A 14467-nucleotide genomic window follows, 5' to 3' on the forward strand; every position below is an offset into this window, starting at 1 on the left:
GTCTACGCGGCCGAGTCCGCCGAGGCCGCCGACGTCCTGGTGACGCCGCAGGTCGACGTGCTGGCCGCGCTGGCGGGTTCGGCGAACCCGGCGGCGGTGCTGGTCCCCGCGTCGGTCGACGGCAAGGAGATCGCCGGTCGTCTGGCGATCCGCCTGGACACGGGTCTGCTGTCGGAGGTCGTGGACATCGACGGTGAGGGCGTGGCTTCGCACTCGCTGTTCGGTGGTACCTACGACGCCAAGGCGAAGGTCACCAAGGGCACCCCGGTGGTCACCGTGCTGCCCGGTTCCATCGAGGCCGAGCAGGCTGCCGGTGCCGCCGCGGTCGAGCAGGTCGAGGTGCCGGCCGCGTCCGGCGCCAAGATCACCGGCCGGCAGCCGGCCGAGGCCGGCGACCGCCCGGAGCTCACCGAGGCCAGCATCGTGGTCTCCGGTGGTCGTGGTGTCGGTTCGGCCGAGTCGTTCGAGGTCGTGGAGAAGCTGGCCGACACCCTCGGTGCCGCTGTCGGTGCTTCGCGTGCCGCGGTGGACTCGGGCTACTACCCGCACCAGTTCCAGGTCGGTCAGACCGGTAAGACGGTCTCGCCGCAGCTCTACGTCGCGCTGGGCATTTCCGGCGCGATCCAGCACCGGGCAGGCATGCAGACGTCCAAGACGATCGTCGCGGTGAACAAGGACCCGGAGGCGCCGATCTTCGAGATCGCCGACTACGGCGTCGTGGGTGACCTGTTCAAGGTCGCCCCGCAGCTCACCGAAGAGGTCACCAAGCGCAAGGGCTGACCCTGACGCGAAGAAGGCGGGCCGTGCTCACACCGAGCACGGCCCGCCTTTTCGTCTTCAACGCGCCTCGTCGCGCCCCTTGCAAGCGAGCTTGTCCGCGCGTTCGTTCTCCGGGTGACCGGCGTGGCCCTTGACCCACTCCCACTGCACCTCGCCGTGACGGGCACATTCGGCGTCCAGCCGCTGCCACAGATCGGCGTTCTTGACCGGTTTCTTCGCCGAGGTCATCCAGCCGTTGCGCTTCCAACCGCGCATCCACTCGGTGATGCCCTTGAGCACGTAGGTGCTGTCGGTGTAGACGCGCACCACCGGGATCGGCCGGGTGAGAGCGGCCAGCCCCTCGATCACGGCCATCAACTCCATCTTGTTGTTGGTCGTGGTCGGATCCTTGCCGTAGAGCTCCCGCTCATGGTCGCCATAGCGCAGCACCACGCCCCAGCCGCCCGGGCCGGGATTTCCGCTGCATGCGCCATCGGTGTAGAGGTCGACGCGCTCGATCTGCATGCGCTGAATCTAGCCGCCACCGGCCGGGTGACCGGGCAGCGGCGTGCGCGGAAGGTTCCCACGCTCACACTCAGAGGATCCGGGCGGATGAGAGGAAGGTTCCCTTGCCCGCTTCGGGAGGTGGCCTCGGGGTGGTGGCAGGAAGGTTCCCTTGCTCACCCCGGCCGGCGGCTTCGCCGGGGGTGGCAGGAAAGTTCCCATGCTCGTTTCGGCAGCGGTGTGCGTCGCGCCGCACTACGGGGGTGCCGCAGTTGGTGCTGCCGTCGTTCGCCGACAACCTGTTGTCCGCGCAGCGGGTGGTGGAGCGAGGGGTCGGGCTCTCCCAGGATCCGGCGACGATCACCGTCGACGGGTGCGCGATGTGGTGCGCAGGTTGCTGGACGAGCCGGAGTTCGCCGTCAACGCGCGGGCCGTCGCGGACGAGATGGCGGGTCGGGCAAGCCCCTCTGACGTGCTGCAACGGGCGGTATCGAAGGCCCGGACGGAGTAGTACGCACCTGGCATTCACCGAAAGTTCCGGCTCCGTGTCATCCGCTGGTGTGTTGGGCGTTCGCTGCGCGGCGATACACCTGGGACATGTCCGAGATGCAGCTGCTGGCCAGCGCCGCACCGAACGCGGCGGCCGACGCCCACTACTCGCTGCTCGTCGCCCGTGATTCCGACGAGGTCCACGCCGCACAACGCCTGCGCTACAAGGTGTTCGCGGAGGAGATGGGAGCCACGGTCAAGGGCGGGGAGCACGGCGTCGACCAGGACTCCTTCGACGACCACTGCGACCACCTGATCGTGCGGGAAGACCGCAGCGGCGAGGTGGTCGGCACCTACCGGATGCTGCCGCCCGACCGCGCCTCGTCCGCCGGAATGCTCTACTCGGAAACCGAATTCGACCTCTCCGCTCTGGATCCGCTGCGCCCGTCGCTGGTGGAGACCGGCCGCTCGTGCGTGCACCCCGACCACCGCAACGGTGCCGTGGTGAGCCTGGTGTGGGCGGGAATCGCCCGGTACATGCTGCTGCACGGGCACACCATGCTCGCCGGCTGCGCTTCGGTGCCGCTGGACGACGGTGGGGTGCAGGCCGCGCACGTGTGGCGAACCGTGTCGCAGAAGCACTACGCGCCGGAGGAGCGCCGGGTCCACCCGCACCAGCCGTGGGAGGCCGGTGAGCTCAACGAGCGCTCGACGATTCCGCCTCTGCTGCGCGGGTACCTGCGGCTGGGTGCGGAGGTCTGCGGCAAGCCCGCGCACGACCCGGAATTCGGGGTGGCGGACTTCTTCGTGCTGGTCGACCTGGAACGCGCCGATCAGAGATACATGCGGTACTTCCTCGGAGAATCGGCATGAACCACTCGTGGATGCCGGAGTCGCCGTGCGGGCCGGACTGCCTGCCGCCGCGCGACCCCGGCACCGAGGTCGGCCGGCTGCGGCTGGCCATGCGCATCGGGATCACCGTCGCGCTGCTGCTGATCGGCAGCGCGATGGTGCTCGCGCTCCCTTCGCCGCTGCGGCGGAGGGCGGTGCCGAAGTGGTTCCGGATGTTGTTGCGGGCGTTGGGCATCCGGTTGGAGGTCGACGGGACGCTGACGCCCGGTGGCGGGCTGATCGTGTGCAACCACGTCTCGTGGTTGGACGTCGTGGCCCTTCAGGTGCTCACGCCGATGAAGATGCTGGCCAAGGTCGAGGTCCGATCGTGGCCGTTGCTGGGTTCGCTGGCGGGGCGGGTCGGAACCGTCTACATCGACCGCGACCGGCTGTCGGCGTTGCCCGGGGCGGTGGCCACGATCGCTGACGAGCTCCGGGCGGGTTCGGTGATCGGAACGTTCCCCGAAGGCACCACGTGGTGCGGCTCTGCGAGTGGTCCGTTCCGTCCCGCCGTGTTCCAGGCGGCGTTGGACGCGGGCGCCCGGATGCAGCCGGTGGCGGTGCGCTTCCGCGACGGACGCGGGCGGCTGACCACCGGGGCGGCGTTCCTGGGCGATGCGAGCTTGGCGGATTCGGTGTTGTCGGTGGCCCGCATGCGCGGTCTCGTGGTGGAGGTCGTGGTGCTGCCGGAGCTGACCGGCACCGACCGCAAGACGCTGGCCCGGGAGGCGCAAACCGCGATTACGGGAGCCACCGGCGCATGCGTGGGCCACGACGAGCCGGCCGAGGCCATCGCCGCCTGATCCTCCTCAGGCACCACAACCCGCGGGACGCCGAGGAACCGGTCGACTGCGCCGGGCGGGTGGAAGGACTGGACCTCCACCGGGGTGGAGGTTGCAGGCTGGCGTGGTGGGCATCGTCGACGAAGGCAGCGACCGTTCCGACAGCGCGCTGTGGCATCCGCAGCGCCGCGCCTTCACAGCGGGGCTGATCCTGGTCATCACGCTCGTGGCGTTCGAGGCGATGGGATTGGGCACCGCACTGCCCACGATCGTGGCCGATTTCCACGCATCGCAGTGGTATTCGTGGCCCTTCACCGTGTTCCTGACCGCCAGCACCGTGGGAACCGTGATCGGCGGGCGGCTGTCCGACCTCCGCGGTCCGGCGTTGCCGCTGCTGGTGGCGCTGCCGTTGTTCGCGCTGGGACTGATGATCGCCGCTCTCGCGCCGGGCATGGCGGTTCTGCTGCTGGCGCGGGTCGTGCAGGGCCTCAGCGGCGGTGTGCTCATCGTCTCCCTCTACGTGATGATCGCCCGCGTCTATCCGGAGCGGCATCGGCCGGCCGCGTTCGGTGCGCTGTCTGCGGCGTGGGTGGTGCCTGCGCTGATCGGTCCCCTGATCGCCGGGTTGCTCACCGAGCACGCGAGCTGGCGGTGGGTGTTCGGCGGCCTTGCCCCGCTGGTCTGCCTCGGTGCTGCGCTGTTGGTTCCCACGCTGCGCCGCTTCGGTGCGCCCGGTGCCGATCGCGCTGGGGCCCGGCCGGGGCTGCCGGTGGCCGCGGCGGGTGCGGCGGCCGGTGTCGTGGCGCTGAACTGGGCCGCGCAGCAGGTCTCCTTCCTGTCACTCGTGGTCGCGGTGGCGGGGCTGGTCGTGCTGGTCCCTTCATTGCTCCACCTGCTGCCGCGAGGGACGCTTCGCGCTCGTCCCGGGCTGCCGGTGATGGTGCTCTCGCGCGGTCTGCTGGCGGGGCTGTTCTTCACGGCGCAGGCCTTCGTTCCGCTGAGCCTGGCGGTGGTGCACGGTTTCTCCCCGTCGGCGGCCGGGGTCCCGCTGACGGTGGGGTCGGTGGGCTGGCCGGTGGGCGCCTTCTGGCAGAGCAGGCAGCGCCGGCTGGGCAGGGAGCAGATCGTCGCGGCCGGGTTCGTGCTGGTGGGGGTCGGCGTGTTCGCGCTGGTGTGGGCTCTTCCGGTGTGGGGTGTGCCGTGGTTGGTGTTCGGGGGCTGGTTCGTCGCGGGGATGGGCATGGGAATTTCCGTCGCGACGACGGCGGTCGCCGTTCTGTCGCTGTCACCGGAGGCCGACCGCGGGTTCAACTCCTCGGCGCTGCAGATCTCCGACATGCTCGGGCAGGCGCTGCTGGTCGGGGCCGGTGGTGTGGTGGTCAGCGCGTTGGCCGGGGACGGGGCGCCGACCCGGGGTGTGCTGCCGCTGGATCTGCTGGTGCTGGTGGCGGTGGTGTCCGCTGCTGTGATGCTGCTCCGGGCAGGGCGGGCCAAACCGGTCTGACCTGCGCGTTCCGTCGGACCGCAGGGGAGGCGGCGGTCGGCTTGCATTACCCTGGATGAGCGATGACTTACCTCGACCACGCCGCTACGACTCCGATGCGGCCCGCAGCGGTGTCCGCGATGAGCGAGGCGTTGACCCGGATCGGCAACGCCTCGTCCCTGCACACCTCGGGTCGGAGGGCGCGGCGGCAGGTCGAGGAGTCCCGCGAGGACATCGCCGACGCCCTGGGCGCCCGGCCTTCGGAGGTGCTGTTCACCGCAGGCGGGACGGAGAGCGACAACCTCGCGGTCAAGGGAATCTTCTGGGCACGCCGCGCCGCCGATCCGGCTCGTCGCCGCATCCTGGCCTCGACCGTGGAGCACCACGCGGTGCTCGACGCGGTGGACTGGCTGGCCGAGCACGAGGGCGCCGAGGTCACGTGGCTGGAGGCCGACGCTGCGGGCCGGATCACGCCGGAGGTCTTCGAAGAGGCTCTGACCAGCGCGGATGACGTGGCGCTGGCGACGGTGATGTGGGCGAACAACGAGATCGGCACCGTCAACCGGATCACCGAGCTCTCCGCGATCGCCGATCGGCATGGGATTCCCCTGCACACCGACGCGGTGCAGGCGGTCGAGACGCTGCCGGTGGATTTCGCGGCGTCCGGTGCGGCGGCGCTGACCATGACCGGCCACAAGGTCGGTGGTCCTTACGGCGCAGGTGTCCTGCTGCTGTCGCGCGATGTCAAGTGCACGCCGGTGCTGCACGGTGGTGGCCAGGAGCGCGAGGTGCGTTCCGGGACCCTCGACACCCCTGGTGTGCTGGGGCTGGCCGCGGCGGTGCGCGAGGCCGTTGAGTCGCGCGAGTCCCACGCGGCGCAGTTGGAGAAGTTGCGCGACGAGATGATCGACGGGGTGCGCGCGGCGGTGCCGGACGTGGTGCTCAACGGCGATCTCGGCGACGAGGTCATCGCCGGTGGGCCGTCCCGGCTGCCGGGCAACGCGCACTTCACCTTCCCCGGCTGCGAGGGCGACAGCCTGCTGATGCTGCTGGACGCCAAGGGGATCGAATGTTCCACCGGGTCGGCCTGCACCGCGGGGGTTTCCGAGCCGAGCCACGTGCTGCTGGCGATGGGCGCCGATCCGAAGGCCGCGCGCGGGTCGCTGCGCTTCTCCCTGGGGCACAGCTCGACCGCGGCCGATGTCAAGGCACTCACCGATGTCATCGGACCGGTGGTGCAACGAGCGCGTAGCGCCGGGTTGGCCGGGTTGCGCCGATCTTCGGCGGCTTCGGCCGCCACGGAGGTGTGAGTCGTGCGAGTGCTGGCAGCCATGAGCGGTGGAGTGGACTCCGCGGTCGCGGCGGCGCGGGCGGTCGCCGCAGGTCACGACGTGGTCGGAGTGCACCTGGCGCTGTCGGCGAAGCCGGGGACGCTGCGCACCGGCGCGCGGGGCTGCTGCACCGTCGAGGATTCCCGCGATGCGCGCCGCGCCGCGGACCTGCTGGGCATCCCGTTCTACGTGTGGGACTTCGCCGAGCGCTTCACCGAGGAGGTCATCGAGACCTTCGTCGGTGAGTACGCCGCCGGCCGCACCCCGAACCCGTGCCTGACCTGCAACGAGAAGATCAAGTTCGAGGCGTTGCTGGAGAAGGCGATGGCGTTGGGCTTCGACGCGGTGTGCACCGGCCACTACGCCCGTCTGTCCATGGTGGACGGTGTACCGGAGCTGCGGCGCAGCCGCGACGAGGGCAAGGACCAGTCCTACGTGCTCGCGTCGCTGACCTCCGAGCAGCTGCGGCACTCGATGTTCCCGCTCGGCGGTTCGCTGAAGTCCGAGGTCCGCGAGGAGGCCGCTGAGCAGGACCTGGCGGTCGCCAAGAAGCCCGACAGCCACGACATCTGCTTCATCCCGGACGGCGACACCAAGAGCTTCCTAGAGAACAAGCTCGGCCAGGCCCCGGGGCAGCTCGTCGACGAGGAGACCGGTGCGGTCCTCGGCGAGCACACCGGCGTGCACGGTTTCACGATCGGCCAGCGCAAGGGGCTGGGCATCGACGCTCCCGCCGCGGACGGCAAGCCGCGCTACGTGCTTTCCCTCGAACCGGTTTCGGGCACGGTGAAGGTCGGTTCCCGTGAGCGTCTCGCGGTCACCGAGATCGACGCGAAGCGCCCGATCTGGCCGTCCGAGCAGCCCCTCGACGGCCCGACCGAGTGCGTCATCCAGGTCCGCGCCCACGGCGGCACGGCCGACGCGGTCGCCGAGTTCGACGGCGAGAACTTCAAGATCCAGTTGCGGCAGGCCCTCCAGGGCGTCGCTCCAGGACAGGCGGTCGTCCTCTACCGCCCGGACGAAGCCGGAGACCTCGTGCTGGGCAGCGGAATCATCTCCGCCACCCGCTGAATCATCCGGCGAGCAGGTCGGCGATGGCCTCCGGGCGCTCGTCGATGAGCAGGTGGCCGCTGCGGGAGAACACGGTCAGTTCCTGACCGAGAACGTCCCGGACCCGGTCGGCCAGGGCTCGCGGCGGGTAGTACCTGTCGTGCTCGCCCGCCACGATGACGCGATCGACGGTTCTGGTCGGTGGTGGCGCCGCGTCCGGGTCGAGGCTGGTCCGCACGTGCCGGGCGACCAGAGTCATCCAGTCGACGAGTTCGGCTCGCGGCGCGTTGCCCGGTGCGTGCATGGTGGCGAGCAACCGCTCACTGGTTCCCGGACTGCGGCGCAGCATCCACGAGATCGCGGGGAAGAGGATGCCTGGTCCGAGCCGCGCCCGGACCAGGCCACCCGGTGAGAGCAGAACCTGCTGCGAAACCCGCGGCGAGTCACAGGTCAGAACCACCGCGGCTCCCAACGAGTGCCCGATCAGCACGACCTGCTCACCGTCGATGTGATCGAGCACGTCGCCCAGCCACCGCCGGTACCAGGACGCGCGCTGCGCGGCAGGTGGCCGGTTCTCCCCGCTGAGGCCGGGCTGGCCGGGGACGTCGGCCATCACCAGGCGGAATCGTTCGGAGAGAGCGGTCGCGAACGGCAAGCAGCTCGCCGCGTTGAAGTTGGTTCCCGGAACGAACACCGCGGTCCGGTCACCGGTTCCCGCCAGAACGAGGTGCGTGCTGTGGCCTCCTGCGGTGACTTTCCTGCGCTCGTGCTCGACCGGCCACGCGTCGAGCCGGTCGAGGCACCAGCCTTCGATGGCTTCCCGGTCCCGGACACTCCGGTAGATGCTCCGCATTCGCCGCGCTCCGTCGTCGATCGCTGGGCCAGCACCTGGCTCATGGGAAGCATGGCACCTCTCACCGACGTGACGGGCGGAGGGCCGCCTCCGTCACTGACGAGCTGCGCTGCTTCCGGCGGTTAGGGATCGGTTTCCGCTGAGATGCCCGGGTGTTCATCGCCCGCGATCGTCGTCTGGATGCTGGTGAGCAGGAGGGTGAGCCGCGACAGAGTGGTTGCGGCTTCGGCGATTCGCGCCGCGTCGAGGCGGTCGGCGCCGGCGTCGAAGGCGAGGTCGTCGAGGAGCCACTGCGCTTGGCGGAGGCGCACGGCGAGGACCGTGGACTGCGCGGTCACCGCGCGGGAATCCCGGCCAGGCGAAGGGCTTCCCGGTAGCAGGTCGGGCAGGTGTCCCAGAACCAGCCGAACTCGCTGTTCTCGGCGACGAGCTCCTGCTCGCACAAGGTCGTGACCTCGGTGCCGGTCGGGTAGGAGCGCCCGTGCGGGTGCTCGTCCAGACTCGCGTGCCGCCGCCCCTCGCACGGCACCCAGTGGAACGGATACATCGGACTCCTCGGTTCTCCAACATAACTGGTTCAAAGAACCATGCTTCCGCTGTCGAGACAGTCGCACAATCACCTGGAAGGGCATTCTCACCTGCGATTTTATCGGGATAAGATCGGTTCATGACCCGAACCACCAAGGCGAATCCGCGAGCTCGCGCACTGGGAGCCGAGCTGCGACAACTACGAGAAGAAGCAGGCTTCGGTGTTCGGGAACTGGGACGACTCCTGGGCGTCGGCCACACCACGATCTGGCGATACGAGTCAGGACTGAAGCCCCCGACGCCCGAAGAAGCCGCCAGTGTCCTTACTGCACTTGGAGTGAAGGGTGAGGTGAAGGAGAAGATCATCGGAGGTGCCCGCACCGTCCGCGATCCTGACTGGTTGACGTCTGGATTCCCCGGTGTGAAGGGGAAAGCTGCGGTGATGGCGGACTTCGAGAGAACGGCAACCGCGATCACCGAAGTCCAGATGCACGTCGTTCCAGGGATCCTCCAGACGCGCGACTACATGAGCGCGATCATGCGTGGGTTGCCCAGGGAAACACGTGAAGCGCGAATCGCGTTTCGACTCAGCCGCAGAGAGGTTTTGGACTCCACGCGGTCACCGGAGTACGTCGCGGTCCTCGGCGAGGCGATGTTCCACGACATGATCGGCGGGCCTGCGGTGTTCGCTGAGCAGCTGCGGCACTTGATGGCTGCCGAGGAGAGTTCCAGGGTGACGGTCCAGGTCTTGCCGTTCGGCGCAAATGACTGGCACGCAGCTCATGCGGGATCGTTCATGTTGTTCGAGTTCGCCGATCAGGATCCGATCGTGCATCTGGAGCACTATCGTGCGCTCGCATTCCTGCGTAATGTGAGGGATGTTCGTGACTACCGGGAGGCGGTGGCCGACCTTCGGAACCGGGCGTTGTCCCAGGCGGAGTCGCGTGACTTCATTCGCAGTTGCGTGGAAGCGATCGAAAGTGAGCTGCGCTGATGCCGTTACCTCAACCGACCGGCTGGCGGAAGTCTTCCCGTTCTCACCAGGAGTCTGCGTGCGTCGAGGTCGGCGTGGTTGATTCCGGTGCGGCGGTGCGGGATTCGAAGGACCGGGACGCCGGGTACTTCACCACGACCTCGCGGCAGTGGAACCTGTTCGTCGATGCCCTGAAGGCCGGCCGCTTCGAGCGCTGACCGCCCTGAACGCCGACGGGGTCGGGTTCGTCGATCTAGTGCTCCCCGGTTTGTCGGGTTAGTGTCTGGCTCCACACGACGGAGTGGGAGGTCCGATGGTGGAGCTTCGGGGGAGCGCGGTCGCCGACGTGGTGCGTCGCAGTGCGGCGCGCGTGGGCGATCGGGAGGCGCTGCGGTTCGTCGACTCCGCAGGTCATGAGCGGGTCTGGAGCTACGCCGAGCTCGACGCCGCAGTCACCCGGGCGGCCGGGTTCCTGCTGGCTTCCGGGGCGGTCAAGGGTGATCGGATCGCCGCCTACGGCAAGAACTCCGACGCTTACCTGATCGGGTTCCTGGCCTGCGCGAGGGCGGGTTTGGTGCACGTGCCGATCAACTACAACCTGACCGGAGGGGAGCTCTCCTACCTCCTCTCGCAGTCGGGCAGCGGTATCGCGCTGGTCGATCCCGCGTTGGCGGACAACGTCTATGCGGTGCGGTCGGAAACTTCCCTGCAGCAGGTCATCGCGTTGCGCGACGAGAAGGACTCCTTGCTGTCGCGCAGCGTCGAAGGCGAGGTTCCGGTCCTCGACGTGTCCGTCGCCGACGACGATCTCGTGCAGCTGCTCTACACCTCCGGCACCACGTCGTTGCCCAAGGGCGCGATGATGACGCACCGCGCGCTGCTGCACGAGTACGTCTCCTGCTTGCAGGCGCTGGACTTCGGCGAGAACGACCTGCCGCTGCACGTGATGCCGCTGTACCACTCGGCGCAGATGCACGTGTTCCTGCTGCCGCACCTGATGATCGGCGCGAGCAACCTCCTCGTCGAAGTGCCCGATCCGGCCGACATCCTGCGCCGCATCGAGAGCGAGCGGATCACGTCCTTCTTCGCCGCCCCCACGGTGTGGGTCGCGCTGGCCAACCACGCCGACTTCGCCACGCGCGACCTCAAGGCGCTGCGCAAGGCCTACTACGGCGCCTCGATCATGCCCGGCCCGGTGCTGCAGCGACTCCGCGATCAGTTGCCCGAACTGGGTTTCTACAACTGCTTCGGCCAGTCCGAGATCGCCCCGCTGGCCACCGTGCTGCGGCCGGAGGAGCACGAGGAGCGGCCGGATTCCGCCGGTCGGCCGGTGCTGTTCGTCGAAGCCAAGGTCGTCGACGACCAGGGGGAAGAGGTCCCGCCGGGAGAGCTCGGCGAGATCGTCTACCGCTCTCCGCAGTTGTGCACCGGGTACTGGGACAAGCCGGAGGAAACCGACGAGGCCTTCCGCGGCGGCTGGTTCCACTCCGGTGACCTGGTGCGCCGCGATGAGGCCGGCTACTGCTTCGTCGTCGACCGGATCAAGGACGTGATCAACACAGGTGGTGTGCTGGTCGCCTCCCGCGAGGTGGAGGACGCCCTCTACGCGCACCCGGCCGTGGCGGAGGTCGCCGTCATCGCGGTCCCGGACCCGAAGTGGATCGAGCGGATCGCGGCCGTCGTCGTCACCAAGGACGAGGTCACCGAGCAGGAACTCATCGACCACGCCCGCAACACCCTCGCCGGCTTCAAGGTGCCCAAGCAGATCCGCTTCGTCGACGACCTCCCCCGCAACAGCTCGGGAAAGCTCCTCAAGAGGGTCCTCCGCGACGAACTCGCCTGAACCCGAAACGCCGACCCCGCCCGCCCGGGATGCGGCGGTGGTCCGGTCGATAATGGGTGGGTGACTGAATCTGCTTGGGGTCCGGGTGTGGCTACTGCCGTCGGGTCTTTGCCGGGGACCGACCCGGCGGAGGCCGCGCGGACGGTGGTCGGGGAGTTGCCGGAGTTGATGCCGGTGCCCGAGTTGCCCGCTCGCGGGGTCGGGGCCGACATCCTCGGGCGTACGGCCGGGCTGCTGGTCGACCTGGCGGTCGAGGTCGTGCCGTCCGGTTATCGCGTGGCCGGAACGCCCGGGATGGATCATCGGCGGGCCGTGGACCTGCTGCGCTGGGACCTCGACGCTCTGGAGCAGGCCGTCGCCGAAGCCGGAGCGCCTCGGGTCGTGAAGGTGCAGGCGGCCGGACCGTGGACGCTCACCGCCGGGATCGAGCTGATGCGCGGGCACCGGGTGCTCACCGACCGCGGCGCGCTGCGGGACTTCGCCGAATCGCTCACCGAAGGGCTGATCGCGCACGCCGAGCAGGTCACCGCGCGCACCGGCTCGCGGGTCGTGGTGCAGCTGGACGAGCCGTCGCTGCCCGCCGTGCTGAGGGGCTCGCTGCCCACCCCGTCGGGCTACGGCAACGTGGCGGCCGTGCCCGAGCCCGACGTCCAACGGCTGCTCGGCGAGGTGATCGAAAAGCTCGGCGAGGCAACGGGATCACCCGTCGTCGTGCACTGCTGCGCGAAGCGCCCGCCCGTGGAGCTGCTGCGCCGCGCCGGGGCCGGTGCGATTTCGCTGGACGCCTCCGGGCTCGGAGACGTCAGCGGCCAGTTCGCCGACGAGCTCGGGGAGGCGTGGGAAGAGGGGACCACCCTGTTCCTCGGCCTGACCCCCAGCGTCGAACCCGCGGGTCAGGTCGAGCTGCGCGGCATCGCCCAGCCCGCGTTCGACCTGGCGGCCAGGCTCGGGTTCGGCAAGAAGACCCTCGCCGAACGAGCAGTGCCGACCCCCACCTGCGGTCTCGCCGGAGCAACCCCGGCCTGGTCGCGCCGAGCCCTGTCGCTGACCAAGGACCTCGCCACATTCTTCGCCGACGAAGCCGAATCCTGATTCGACCTCGTCTCCCGGCGTCGGATCGGCGTGCCGTTCACGGATTTCCACCCCATTGGCGTCCATTGTGGAATGCGGCTGGTTCGCGTCCGTTTGGACCGGTTGGTGTGGTCTCGTTGTCCGAATGTTTTGCGAAAATGGCCGTGGTCCGACCTTTGCGCTGGTAGGAAGAGCCCTGTGGGCAGTCATTGCGTCAGCGAGCTTGACCGCGTCGCCTGGATCGAGCGCAGCACGATCCGGGACGCGGCGTGCCTGACCATGGTCCGCGACAGCGACCTCGGTCGGGTGGCCGAGTCGTTCGGGGCCGTCACGTCGCACGGGCGGTCGTTGGACATAGACGAGTTCTGCGAGGAGGCGTACGCCTACCAGGAGAAGCACCCGATGATCGGGCTGCGCTCCGTCGGGGACTGGACCCTCGTCGTCGAGGACGGCGGTGGCCAGGGCGTGCGCCCCGAGGTACTGCGCCGGGCCGCGCGTCCTGAAGCCGTCTCCTGCTACTGGGACGAGGACGTGCGCACGCGGTTCGTGCACGCCGTCGACGGCGTGATCCAGACGTCCTTCGAAGCCGTGCTCCCCGAATACCGCGAAGGGGCCTTCCCGGACGCCCTGGAGGAGCATCGCGAACAACTCCCCTGGTCGCAGGCGGCCCCGGTGCCGCTGATGCTGGCGTTGGCCGGCCGGGTCACGGGCGAGGTTCCCGCCGAGGGATGGCTCGGCGGGGAGTTCCACACCTATCCGGTCGCACCGTGGCCGGACGACCTCGTCTCGATGCCGCTGGGCGATCTCGACGGCTACCCGGCGGAGATGCTGACCGCGCTGCGGGCCGCGGGTGAGCACGATCAGCGGCGGGTGCTGCGATCTCTCGCCCGCTACGTCGCCACCACCGCCGACTGCATGGACCTGCCCGTCGTGCAGCGCATCCTCGCCGGGGTCCGCCCGGCGTGCGCCGAAGTCGACCAGACCCTGCGCGAACTTGTGTGGAGCGGGATCTGGGAGCGGCCCGCGCTGGTCAGCCGCAACCGGTTGCACGCGATGCAGGTGCTGCGGCAGGTCATGCACGAGGACTCCCGCAGCGCCCTGTCCGGCGTGCTCACCGGCGTCACCGATGTGCGCGGTGCCGAACCGGCGGCGATCACCGCCATCGTCCGTGACGAGCTGCCGGGCTGAAATTCCTCGTCCGGCCACGGCGGGCTCCGGCGGACGGCACAATAGCTCCCATGTTCAGGTTCCTGCGCCGCCGTGACGCCGAAGTGCCCGCCGAACCGGTCGACGTCCCCGCCGAGGCCGCGGAGCGCGCGACGACGTTCTGGCAGTGGTGGGACGACAACCTCCCCGAGATCGCCTCGGCGCTCGGCGACAGCGAGCCGCACCGCATCGAGAACCTGGTAGCCGAGGCCGTCGCCAGCGTCCACCCGGACCTGACCTTCAGCATCGAGCACGGCGAGGACGCCGCGTACGCGCTGGTCATCAGCAGCCAGGCCGACCCGGAGCTGCGGCCCTACACCGATGCGTGGATGGCCGCCGCGCCTGCTGCGGACACGCTGTGGGAGTACCACGACTCGGTCCCCGCCGTGCCCGACCCCACGGAGGTCACGGTGAACCTGCGCGGCGAGAAGTACCCGCTCGACCAGGTCCGGATCGCGGCGCAGGTCGACGAGGACGAAGGACTGGTCGACGTCGCCGTGTACCACCCGGGCTTCCACGCGCTCGACGACAACGCGCGCCGAGCCCTGACCTTCCTGCCGCTGGACGCCACCCTCGGTGAGCGGCTCGCCGCCGACCGGCTGGGACGCGTCGAAACCGCCGAAGCCGAACCCGAAGGCACCATCGGACTGCTCGAACTGCGCGAGCTCGTGCGCGAGTTGGACCGCAACGCGCAGTGAGCCGCT

General features: G+C 69.4%; 17 protein-coding genes. 13 read left to right on the forward strand and 4 right to left on the reverse strand.

The window, feature by feature from the left end; translation table 11 throughout:
- A partial coding sequence (locus tag AB0J78_RS11765; RefSeq protein ID WP_363788908.1) for an electron transfer flavoprotein subunit alpha/FixB family protein occupies positions 1 to 780 on the forward strand: 780 nt, incomplete at its 5' end.
- A 57-nt stretch (positions 781 to 837) separates the two neighbouring features.
- On the opposite strand, the gene rnhA is transcribed toward AB0J78_RS11765, so the two are convergent.
- Positions 838 to 1284: a ribonuclease HI gene (rnhA, locus tag AB0J78_RS11770; RefSeq protein WP_363788909.1), complete on the reverse strand. Its 447-nt coding sequence runs from the start codon at positions 1282 to 1284 to the stop codon at positions 838 to 840.
- Positions 1285 to 1636: 352 nt separating this feature from the next.
- On the opposite strand from rnhA, the gene AB0J78_RS11775 reads away from it, so the two are divergent.
- The 6 genes from AB0J78_RS11775 to mnmA all read left to right on the forward strand — a co-directional run bounded on the left by AB0J78_RS11775 (position 1637) and on the right by mnmA (position 7310).
- Complete coding sequence (locus tag AB0J78_RS11775) at positions 1637 to 1774, forward strand: hypothetical protein (protein ID WP_363788910.1); 138 nt, start codon at positions 1637 to 1639, stop codon at positions 1772 to 1774.
- 86 nt (positions 1775 to 1860) lie between these two features.
- Positions 1861 to 2625, forward strand: a complete 765-nt coding sequence (locus AB0J78_RS11780; protein WP_363788911.1) for a GNAT family N-acyltransferase — start codon at positions 1861 to 1863, stop codon at positions 2623 to 2625.
- Positions 2622 to 3446, forward strand: coding sequence for a lysophospholipid acyltransferase family protein (locus AB0J78_RS11785; RefSeq protein ID WP_363788912.1), 825 nt, complete (start codon positions 2622 to 2624; stop codon positions 3444 to 3446). Before AB0J78_RS11780 ends, AB0J78_RS11785 begins: the two co-directional genes overlap by 4 nt.
- A 106-nt stretch (positions 3447 to 3552) precedes the next feature.
- Positions 3553 to 4929, forward strand: a complete 1377-nt coding sequence (locus AB0J78_RS11790; protein ID WP_363788913.1) for an MFS transporter — start codon at positions 3553 to 3555, stop codon at positions 4927 to 4929.
- 62 nt (positions 4930 to 4991) lie between these two features.
- Positions 4992 to 6218, forward strand: a complete 1227-nt coding sequence (locus AB0J78_RS11795) for a cysteine desulfurase family protein (RefSeq protein ID WP_363788914.1) — start codon at positions 4992 to 4994, stop codon at positions 6216 to 6218.
- A gap of 3 nt (positions 6219 to 6221) precedes the next feature.
- Positions 6222 to 7310 carry a tRNA 2-thiouridine(34) synthase MnmA gene (gene mnmA, locus AB0J78_RS11800; protein ID WP_363788915.1) on the forward strand — a complete coding sequence of 363 codons (1089 nt, stop codon included), beginning with the start codon at positions 6222 to 6224 and terminating at the stop codon, positions 7308 to 7310.
- Between the two features lies 1 nt (position 7311).
- Here mnmA and AB0J78_RS11805 read toward each other — a convergent pair whose 3' ends face one another.
- The 3 genes from AB0J78_RS11805 to AB0J78_RS11815 form a co-directional block, all read right to left on the reverse strand.
- The gene (locus AB0J78_RS11805; RefSeq protein ID WP_363788916.1) at positions 7312 to 8142 is read right to left on the reverse strand and encodes an alpha/beta hydrolase; all 831 of its coding nucleotides are present in this window, start codon (positions 8140 to 8142) and stop codon (positions 7312 to 7314) included.
- Between the two features lie 122 nt (positions 8143 to 8264).
- Positions 8265 to 8480 (reverse strand): hypothetical protein, encoded by a 216-nt coding sequence (locus AB0J78_RS11810; RefSeq protein ID WP_363788917.1) that lies wholly within the window; start codon positions 8478 to 8480, stop codon positions 8265 to 8267.
- Positions 8477 to 8689, reverse strand: a complete 213-nt coding sequence (locus tag AB0J78_RS11815) for a zinc finger protein (protein ID WP_363788918.1) — start codon at positions 8687 to 8689, stop codon at positions 8477 to 8479. Before AB0J78_RS11815 ends, AB0J78_RS11810 begins: the two co-directional genes overlap by 4 nt.
- A 120-nt stretch (positions 8690 to 8809) precedes the next feature.
- Between AB0J78_RS11815 and AB0J78_RS11820 the strand changes: the two genes are divergently transcribed.
- From AB0J78_RS11820 to AB0J78_RS11845, 6 genes are all read left to right on the forward strand, one after another.
- On the forward strand, positions 8810 to 9664 hold the full coding sequence (locus AB0J78_RS11820; RefSeq protein WP_363788919.1) for a helix-turn-helix transcriptional regulator: 855 nt from the start codon (positions 8810 to 8812) through the stop codon (positions 9662 to 9664).
- Positions 9664 to 9861: a DUF397 domain-containing protein gene (locus AB0J78_RS11825; protein ID WP_363788920.1), complete on the forward strand. Its 198-nt coding sequence runs from the start codon at positions 9664 to 9666 to the stop codon at positions 9859 to 9861. Before AB0J78_RS11820 ends, AB0J78_RS11825 begins: the two co-directional genes overlap by 1 nt.
- A gap of 95 nt (positions 9862 to 9956) precedes the next feature.
- Positions 9957 to 11486 (forward strand): fatty acyl-CoA synthetase, encoded by a 1530-nt coding sequence (locus AB0J78_RS11830; RefSeq protein WP_363788921.1) that lies wholly within the window; start codon positions 9957 to 9959, stop codon positions 11484 to 11486.
- Between the two features lie 60 nt (positions 11487 to 11546).
- A complete protein-coding gene (locus tag AB0J78_RS11835; RefSeq protein WP_363788922.1) occupies positions 11547 to 12578 on the forward strand; it encodes a methionine synthase in 1032 nt (343 codons plus the stop codon).
- Between the two features lie 177 nt (positions 12579 to 12755).
- Complete coding sequence (locus AB0J78_RS11840; protein WP_363788923.1) at positions 12756 to 13745, forward strand: DUF6461 domain-containing protein; 990 nt, start codon at positions 12756 to 12758, stop codon at positions 13743 to 13745.
- A 50-nt stretch (positions 13746 to 13795) separates the two neighbouring features.
- Positions 13796 to 14461 (forward strand): hypothetical protein, encoded by a 666-nt coding sequence (locus AB0J78_RS11845; protein ID WP_363788924.1) that lies wholly within the window; start codon positions 13796 to 13798, stop codon positions 14459 to 14461.
- Positions 14462 to 14467: the final 6 nt, after the last annotated feature.

Origin of the sequence: Saccharopolyspora sp. NPDC049426 (genome assembly GCF_040676935.1) — a bacterium.
In the GTDB taxonomy this organism is placed as follows: Bacteria; Actinomycetota; Actinomycetes; order Mycobacteriales; family Pseudonocardiaceae; genus Saccharopolyspora.

Excerpts from the sequence above, each read along its gene's own strand:
- rnhA (WP_363788909.1), bottom strand. The coding sequence starts at position 1,284 with ATGCAGATCGAGCGCGTCGACCTCTACACCGATGGCGCATGCAGCGGA.
- AB0J78_RS11830 (WP_363788921.1), top strand. The coding sequence starts at position 9,957 with ATGGTGGAGCTTCGGGGGAGCGCGGTCGCCGACGTGGTGCGTCGCAGT.
- AB0J78_RS11780 (WP_363788911.1), top strand. The coding sequence starts at position 1,861 with ATGTCCGAGATGCAGCTGCTGGCCAGCGCCGCACCGAACGCGGCGGCC.
- AB0J78_RS11785 (WP_363788912.1), top strand. The coding sequence starts at position 2,622 with ATGAACCACTCGTGGATGCCGGAGTCGCCGTGCGGGCCGGACTGCCTG.
- AB0J78_RS11805 (WP_363788916.1), bottom strand. The coding sequence starts at position 8,142 with ATGCGGAGCATCTACCGGAGTGTCCGGGACCGGGAAGCCATCGAAGGC.
- AB0J78_RS11825 (WP_363788920.1), top strand. The coding sequence starts at position 9,664 with ATGCCGTTACCTCAACCGACCGGCTGGCGGAAGTCTTCCCGTTCTCAC.
- AB0J78_RS11815 (WP_363788918.1), bottom strand. The coding sequence starts at position 8,689 with ATGTATCCGTTCCACTGGGTGCCGTGCGAGGGGCGGCGGCACGCGAGT.
- AB0J78_RS11795 (WP_363788914.1), top strand. The coding sequence starts at position 4,992 with ATGACTTACCTCGACCACGCCGCTACGACTCCGATGCGGCCCGCAGCG.
- AB0J78_RS11845 (WP_363788924.1), top strand. The coding sequence starts at position 13,796 with ATGTTCAGGTTCCTGCGCCGCCGTGACGCCGAAGTGCCCGCCGAACCG.
- AB0J78_RS11820 (WP_363788919.1), top strand. The coding sequence starts at position 8,810 with ATGACCCGAACCACCAAGGCGAATCCGCGAGCTCGCGCACTGGGAGCC.